Source organism: Clavibacter michiganensis subsp. insidiosus, assembly GCF_002240565.1.
In the GTDB taxonomy this organism is placed as follows: domain Bacteria; phylum Actinomycetota; class Actinomycetes; order Actinomycetales; family Microbacteriaceae; genus Clavibacter; species Clavibacter insidiosus.
Window position 1 is genome coordinate 60766 of record NZ_MZMO01000003.1, and the last position, 6929, is coordinate 67694.

Annotated in this window: 8 protein-coding genes and 2 pseudogenes; 9 read left to right on the forward strand and 1 reads right to left on the reverse strand. The window is 69.2% G+C overall.

The features are described 5' to 3' along the window. The first annotated feature begins 3 nt into the window (after positions 1-3). The 4 genes from B5P21_RS16355 (at position 4) to B5P21_RS16370 (ending at position 2278) form a co-directional block, all read left to right on the forward strand. Positions 4-618 (forward strand): hypothetical protein, encoded by a 615-nt coding sequence (locus B5P21_RS16355; protein ID WP_045530816.1) that lies wholly within the window; start codon positions 4-6, stop codon positions 616-618. A gap of 95 nt (positions 619-713) precedes the next feature. Continuing rightward, positions 714-1064 (forward strand): hypothetical protein, encoded by a 351-nt coding sequence (locus tag B5P21_RS16360; RefSeq protein ID WP_045530818.1) that lies wholly within the window; start codon positions 714-716, stop codon positions 1062-1064. A 30-nt stretch (positions 1065-1094) separates the two neighbouring features. Then, positions 1095-1490 (forward strand): single-stranded DNA-binding protein, encoded by a 396-nt coding sequence (locus B5P21_RS16365; protein ID WP_045530820.1) that lies wholly within the window; start codon positions 1095-1097, stop codon positions 1488-1490. Continuing rightward, complete coding sequence (locus B5P21_RS16370) at positions 1487-2278, forward strand: HNH endonuclease family protein (protein ID WP_094171491.1); 792 nt, start codon at positions 1487-1489, stop codon at positions 2276-2278. The genes B5P21_RS16365 and B5P21_RS16370 overlap by 4 nt, the downstream gene beginning before the upstream one ends. A gap of 84 nt (positions 2279-2362) precedes the next feature. Here B5P21_RS16370 and B5P21_RS17725 read toward each other — a convergent pair whose 3' ends face one another. Continuing rightward, entirely contained in the window at positions 2363-3154 is a 792-nt protein-coding gene (locus B5P21_RS17725) for a trypsin-like serine protease (protein WP_108742722.1), read from the reverse strand. Between B5P21_RS17725 and B5P21_RS16375 the strand changes: the two are divergent. From B5P21_RS16375 to B5P21_RS16390, 5 genes and pseudogenes are all read left to right on the forward strand, one after another. Further along, positions 3068-4031, forward strand: a pseudogene (locus B5P21_RS16375) (IS481-like element IS1122 family transposase). The gene B5P21_RS17725 and the pseudogene B5P21_RS16375 overlap by 87 nt on opposite strands. Before the next feature lie 389 nt (positions 4032-4420). Beyond that, positions 4421-4537: pseudogene (locus tag B5P21_RS17470) on the forward strand (HNH endonuclease family protein); the annotation flags it as partial. Positions 4538-5065: 528 nt separating this feature from the next. Further along, positions 5066-5695, forward strand: a complete 630-nt coding sequence (locus B5P21_RS16690; RefSeq protein WP_165770638.1) for an MFS transporter — start codon at positions 5066-5068, stop codon at positions 5693-5695. A gap of 58 nt (positions 5696-5753) precedes the next feature. Continuing rightward, the gene (locus B5P21_RS16695) at positions 5754-6227 is read left to right on the forward strand and encodes an MFS transporter (RefSeq protein WP_133064218.1); all 474 of its coding nucleotides are present in this window, start codon (positions 5754-5756) and stop codon (positions 6225-6227) included. 315 nt (positions 6228-6542) lie between these two features. Next, positions 6543-6806, forward strand: coding sequence for a DUF3892 domain-containing protein (locus B5P21_RS16390; RefSeq protein WP_045530824.1), 264 nt, complete (start codon positions 6543-6545; stop codon positions 6804-6806). Positions 6807-6929: the final 123 nt, after the last annotated feature.

The window sequence follows — 6929 nt, forward strand, 5'->3', positions numbered from 1 at the left end:
GCCATGAACGTCCGCACGCCGGCGTGGCTGGTCCGCTACCTCCACGACCCGATCGCTCTCGCGACGACGCACCGCATCGCCGGCTGCACGGCCGTCGTCGCGGTGCCGGCGTTCGTGGCCAGCGCCGTCGTCGCGAGCTTCTCGTCGTCGCTGTCCTGGATCCCCGAGCTCGTGTTCCTGCTCGGCGCCGCGGCCGTCGTGGTCCGCCTCACGTTGAACGTCCTCCGATGGTGGCGACGAGGCCCGGTGCGATGGGGCATCTTCGCCCCGAAGGCCCGCCGTGCGTACATGCAAGGCGTCTGGCGCACCGTCGCCCACGACGCGCTCGACCGCGACGTCTGGGCCGTGCGGGTGGTTGCCGTCACCTACATCCGTGCCCGCGGGTGCCGCGCCATCGTCGAGCACCCCGACGGGCGCCGCCAAGACGCCTGGTTCTGGCACGTGCGGCCCCGGAGAGGGCACGTCTACCTCGTCCGCGCCACCGGCGCCGCGACCGGGATCCGCGACCAACACCGGGTGATGTACGTCGGCAGCGACACCACCGGCCCCGGAATCATCTACCGCATCCCACGCGCCGCCTGGCGACAGCGCACCGTCCGCATCGTCCGTTTCCAATGAGACCGCCGACGACCGCCGACGCCCTCGTGCAGCAGCTCGGGAGCGACCGCAACGACTTCCACCGCCCCCACTGACCACCGATTGAAAGGATCCTCATGTCCATGTACCAGCCCCGCGTCCGCGGCGGTATGCACCTCCGCGCCACCTGGGCTTCACGCCTCGAGCAGCTCGCTCGTGCGTTCGTCGCGCTGTTCGTCGCGGCCGTGCTCCTGCCCGTGCCCGTGTTCGTCGCGATCAAGCTCGGCGGCGCCCTCGCCGCCGGCTCCACGTACGACGCCGGCGTGCTCGGCGCGTCGGCCGTGTTCGTGCTCAGCTCCGTCGTCATCGGCATCGCTGTGCGCGCCGGTGCCCCGGCCCTCGTGGCCGCGTTCCGACCGCTTGAGCCGATCTACGACCCGGTGGCCGAGGGTGCCGCCGTGGTCACCAACCCCCGCCAGTTCTACTAACCGCTCGACCGCATCGAAGGGACACGCATCATGGCTCAGCGCACCATCTGGGGGCATCTGGCCGCCCCGCCCGTCGTCCAGGACGCCGGGAGGACCAAGGTCACCAGGTTCCGCGTCATCGAGAACACCGGCGCCTACCGCGCTGGGAAGTGGGTCGAGGACGAGACCCCGACCACGCACCTCGTCGAAGCGTGGTTCGAGGTCGGCGTCACCGCGGCCGCGCTCAACGAGGGAGACGGGGTGATCATCGTCGGCAAGGAGCACACCGAGAAATGGATGAAGAACGACACGCCCCAGTACAACCGGGTCCTCAAGGCCGAACGCTTCGGCATCGTCCCGAAGGCACCCGCCAAGGAGCCCGAGCCCGCTCCGGAGCCCGAGCCGGTATCCGTGTGGGAGCGCACGGCCGCTGAGCCTCCGCAATGACTCCGCGGAGTCGGCGCCTGTTCGTCGTCGCCGCCGTGCTCCTGAGCGCGTGCGGCGTCGTCGGCGGTTGGTACGGCACCGGGCTGGGCTTCACGCAGGAGTCGGTCGACGTCGCGACCGCGGCCACCGCTGAGCGGGTCGACGTCGCGGCCGCGAGCGGCGCCGTGGGCGACGTCCTCGCTCGGGCCGGCCTCGTGCGCGGCGGCGTGGTCGACGCGGCCGCGGTGCGGGCGCTCGTGGACAAGCTGCCGGCGGACACGCACGCGAGGACGCCTGCCTACGACCGGGCGGCCTACGGGCCGTCCTGGGCCGACACCGACCACAACGGGTGCGATCAGCGGAACGACGTCCTGGCCCGCGACCTCACGGCGGTCACGTTCACGAAGGCGGATCCCAGCTGCACCGTGGCCACGGGGCACCTGGCCGACGTCTACACGGGCCGCAGCATCGGCTTCACCCGCGGGAAGACGACGAGCGCGGCCGTGCAGATCGACCACCTGGTGCCGCTCGGCTGGGCGTGGCAGCACGGCGCCGCCGGCTGGACCGGTGAGCGCCGCGAGCAGCTCGCGACCGACTTCAACAACCTCCAGGCCGTCGACGGCCCCACCAACGAGGCCAAGTCCGACCAGGGGCCCGCGACGTGGCTCCCGTCGGCCGCCGTCGATGACTGCCTGTACGTCACCCGCTTCGCGTACGTGCTGAGCACGTACGAGCTCACGATCGACGACGCCGACCGCGCCGCGATCGACCACACCCTCGACGGCTGCTCCTCACCCGCTGTCGGGTAGGCGCTCGGCACCTACCCGACAGCGACATGACTAGCCACTACTACCGTGGCATCAGCGGCTCATTTCGGGATATATGCGGGTCCTTTAGCTTGCTGGTGCCATGTGGTATCCGCGGAAGTCGGAGAGCACACGGGCGGCGTCGGTATATCCCATGATGTCGATGTTGGAATGATCGGAGTCATAGAGCCCGGAGTCCGTTGCGATACCGTAAAAGTCACCCGTTCGGCTCACGACCGCGCCGCCTGAGTCGCCTTTCAGGAGATTAGCGCCTGTGCTGCGGGCGGCGGCGTAGACATGGTTTTGCACCCATGCGGGAGGTACACTTGTGCTGGTCCATTCGCAGAGGGATCGAGGAACTGCGCCGCTTGTGCAGAACGTCTCTCTCGGGCCCGGCACGCCCTGTCTGGTCATGGGCAAGGTCGTCTCATGCCCTGGAGTAAAGCCGGGAAGGAATACTCGATTGAAGGCTTGCGGGGAGTAAACCGTCGAGGGCGTGCAGATGACGTGTCCGGACGTGGCAGAGCAGGTCCGCGCCCCGTGCGGCGACCCCTCAATCCGGACCAGGGCGAGGTCGTCGGGGTCTGCCAGCGCGACTACGCTTCCTACTTCGACGTCTGTGCCGTTCGCCGTTCGGACCTCGATGGGCTCGGTGGTGCGTCGAACGCAGTGTTTTGCTATGACCAAGTACCTAGCTGTACCCGGCCATGACGTTGGTGACACTTCGGGGCGTGTGAGGAGGCCTCCTGGCTTGATGGAGCTGTCTAGTTCTGCCACTGCCAGGAGGCCTCGATGTCCCACGCTAATGCTCGTCTGACGGTTCACGGGAGGGTTCTCCTCGTGCGGCGGGTGGTCGAGGATCGTCGGCCGGTCTCGCATGTCGCGCGCGAACTCGGTGTGTCGCGTCAGTGCGCGCATCGGTGGGTGAATCGGTTCCGGTCCGAGGGTTTCGAAGGCTTGTCGGACCGGTCCTCGAGGCCGAGACGGGTGCCGACGAGGACGAGCCCGGAACGAGAACGAGCCGTCGTGGAAGCGAGGACCCGATTGCGATCAGGTCCTGCCCGGTTGGCGCCGGTGACCGGTGTTCCAGCCCGCACGATCTCCCGCGTCCTGCGGCGGCACGGGGCACCGCCGTTGGCATGGTTGGACCCCGTCACCGGGGCCGTGATCCGGGCATCCCGGTCGACGGCAAACCGGTACGAGCATGAGCATCCCGGCGACCTGATCCACGTCGACGTGAAGAAGCTCGGCCGGATCCCGGACGGCGGCGGCTGGCGGGCGCATGGCCGCAGCGAACAGGTTCGTGGTCGTGGGATCGGGTTCGATTACGTCCACGCCGTGGTCGATGACCACACCCGCCTCGCCTACGCGGAGATCCACCCGGACGAGAAGGGCGTGACCGCGGCAGGGTTCCTGACCCGGGCCGCGGCGTACTTCGCCGAGCACGGCATCACCCGCATCGAACGGGTCCTGACGGACAACGCGTTCGCCTACCGGCACTCGGCCGCGTTCCAGAACGCGGTCACGCAGCTCGGTGCGAGGCAGAAGTTCATCCGCCCGCACTGCCCCTGGCAGAACGGCAAGGTCGAACGCTTCAACCGCACCCTCGCGACCGAGTGGGCCTACCGGCAACCCTTCACCAGCAACCAAGCCAGAAACCGACGCCCTTGATCCGTGGATCCAGCACTACAACACTGAACGAATCCACTCGAGCCACGGGCTGACGCCCGCGGCCCGAGTGTCACCAACGTCATGACTCAGTACACCTAGCGCCCCGCTCTCTGGGAGACAACGCGGCCCACAGGCCAGATTTCTGAAGTACGACTCCAACTGTGCAGTCTTGGCCGCTCCATTTGCCCCACACCTCCGTGCCAACGACCACAGGTACGGAACTCCGCTCCGGCGAAGTTCGCGCGTTAGCCGCGCTTGGAGCCATGAGTGCGAGTGCTATAGCGCCCATGACTGCGGCGGACGTCAAGACCTTAAAATGTTTCATCATTCTCCCCGTCATAAATTACTGTGTTTCTACTAACGAGACCTCTGGGAATCGGCGAGGTTCGCGCACAAGCTAGTCGGAAGAAGAAGCGTCAGGGCGATTCCTGCACATGCCTCCTCGAGACGAGGCGTTCACGTCGAGAGGGAGATGGCTGCACCGTGGCCATGAGGCACCTGGCCGACGCCTACACGGGCCGCAGCATCGACTTCACCCCGCGGGAGACGACGAGCGCGGCCGTGCAGATCGACCACCTCGTACCCGTCGGGTAGACGATCGGCGCCGACGTCACCGGGCTCGCGAAGCTCGCGACGTCGGCGGCCGCGGGTGCGGCCGCGTGCCGTGCCGCGAACGCGATGAGGCGGTCGCTGTTCTGGATCATCCACGCGGCCGCCGAGTTCAGCGACTCCTCACGCCGGAGCCAGATCCGCTGGCCGAGCTCGTTGCGGGCGTCGGCGTAGACCTCGAACGTGAACGGGTCACCGAGCTCCGCCCGGGCCCGCATCACGTACCCGAGCACGGGCCGGTCCTCGACCTGGATCCGCCAGTAGCCGGCTTCGAGGTGCGCCCAGGGGTGGGCGCCGACGTCGCGCACCAGGCCGGCGATGCTGCTGCGGACCTTGTTCACCGGGTGCTCTCCTTCGTCGATTTGATCGAGTGGGAGTGTCCCGGCCGCGCTCGTCGACGAGCGTACGAGTTCGCGCCGACATCATCGCCACGGCGGCGGTACAGTGCCCGAGCATGACGACCCGCGCGACCACCATGCAGCACTCCGAGCCGCTGTTCTCCGGAGGTTCTTGTCGAGCGTCACGCTCGCGAGCGGCGCCGGCCAGGTCGTGGACTTCGCCCTGCCCCTGTTCGCCGGCGCCGTGCTCGGCCTCACGGCCACGCAGACCGGTGCGCTGCTGGCCCGCGGCCTCGCGACGTCGTTCCTGCTCCGCCCGCTCGGCGGCATCGCCGCGGACCGGTACGACCGCACCAGGATCGCCGCGACGGCCGCGCTCGTCCTCGGCGCCGGCTACGCGCTCATCGCCGCCGCCGGCACCTTCCCCGTCGTCCTCGCAGGCGTGCTCGTCTCCCGGGTGGGTGGGGCGTTCCTGTGGGTTGCGCTGCGCGCGACCGCTGGTGTCCGCCACCTGGTGGATCCGCGCGCGTTCTCCCGGCTCATGTCGGCCGAGGAGCTGGGGTCGTGGGTCGTCCTCGCGCCGGCGATCGGCCCTCCTCGCTGCCGCCGGCTACGCGCCGACCTTCGTCGCGGCCTCGGCGTGCGCGATCGTCGCTGGCGTGCTCCTCGCATTGAGCCGGCGCCGGGCGTCGACGCGCGGGAGCGACGGGCGGCGCCGCTCGAGCGGCGCCGCCCGTCCGGCGTCGACGGCGCCGTCGTGCGCGAGCTCGTCGGCCGACTGCGCCGCTCCTGGCCGTGGTGACGGTCATCGGGGACCGCGGAGGCCGCGATCGGGCTGCTCTTGGTGCTGCACCTGCAGCGTGAGCTCGGCCTCGGGCCGCTCGCCATCGCGTGGGTGTCGCTCCGGGCGGATCGCCCTCGCGGTCGCCCCGCCCCACCTGCACCGGCTCACGGTCCGGTTCGGCCGGACGCCCGTCCTCGTGTCCGCGGCCATCGCCGGCGCCGCGTTCGCCGGCGGGCTCGCGGTCGCTCGGGATCCCGTGACGATCGCCGTCCTCTGGATCCTGTCCGCGCTCGCGCTGGCCGCGATTCTCCCGATCGAGCAGGCCGCCCTCACCGAGGCGTCCGGCCCCGCACGCGTGGGGCGGGCGCTGGGCCTCTACGAGGCCACCACGCTCCTCGCAGCCGCCCTCGGCAGCCTTGCCGCTGGGATCCTCTACGACGCCGTGCCGTGGGCGGCTGCGTGCGCGACGTCGGCGGCCGTGATCCTCGCCGGCGGGCTCGTGCTCCCGCGGACCATCCGCCAGCTCAGGCCAGAGTCCGTGAGCACCTGATCTGTCGACGCCCGGTCAAGTTCGACCGCCGACCACCGACCGCCGACCGGCGACGCCCTCCCTCTTCCACCGGACGCACGTCTCGCGACGAAACCACAACATGTGGGGCCTACACGATGTGGACTGGTTACATGTCGTACCCCACCTGTAGAATTAGCGGCGGAACGTAGCACGACCCCGCACCCGTCAGGGAAGCCGAGCGGTACGGGGTCGTTCCACCAGTTCACAGGCCGGTTCTTCGACCTTAACACCGACACGAGGGGACCAACCGAGGGTCTTCGGCCCACGCGATGCTCATCCAGATAGGAACATCTCATGGCAGACCGTGCCGTACGGCAGTCCGGCAAGGACCGCGACGGCGACATCACGTCGCTCGCCGACCGGGGCAGCTCGTGGTCACCCGTGTCGAAGGCTCAGGCGATCTCCGACATCGAGAATCGACTGCACACGTACCACGTGCCGTGGAAGACCGCCGGGCGCACGGAGATCCGCGTCGTGCCGGATCCGAAGGGTAAGTACCTTCGGACCGACTCAGACAACACGACGAGGAACAACCTGCGCGACCTGCCCGACGCGTGATCCGGTGACGTGAGGGGGTTCGGCCATGCCGAGCCCCCTTCGTGGCGTTCTACCTGTCCCGCATCCCAAAAAATGCGGGACCGTTTCTCACCAGTTCACACGTGGCCACCTGCCGCCCCAGGG

What these genes read in the sequence shown, in the direction of transcription:
- B5P21_RS16355 (WP_045530816.1), top strand. Translation starts at nt 4, where the DNA reads ATGAACGTCCGCACGCCGGCGTGGCTGGTCCGCTACCTCCACGACCCG.
- B5P21_RS16360 (WP_045530818.1), top strand. Translation starts at nt 714, where the DNA reads ATGTCCATGTACCAGCCCCGCGTCCGCGGCGGTATGCACCTCCGCGCC.
- B5P21_RS16365 (WP_045530820.1), top strand. Translation starts at nt 1,095, where the DNA reads ATGGCTCAGCGCACCATCTGGGGGCATCTGGCCGCCCCGCCCGTCGTC.
- B5P21_RS16370 (WP_094171491.1), top strand. Translation starts at nt 1,487, where the DNA reads ATGACTCCGCGGAGTCGGCGCCTGTTCGTCGTCGCCGCCGTGCTCCTG.
- B5P21_RS17725 (WP_108742722.1), bottom strand. Translation starts at nt 3,154, where the DNA reads ATGCGAGACCGGCCGACGATCCTCGACCACCCGCCGCACGAGGAGAAC.
- B5P21_RS16390 (WP_045530824.1), top strand. Translation starts at nt 6,543, where the DNA reads ATGGCAGACCGTGCCGTACGGCAGTCCGGCAAGGACCGCGACGGCGAC.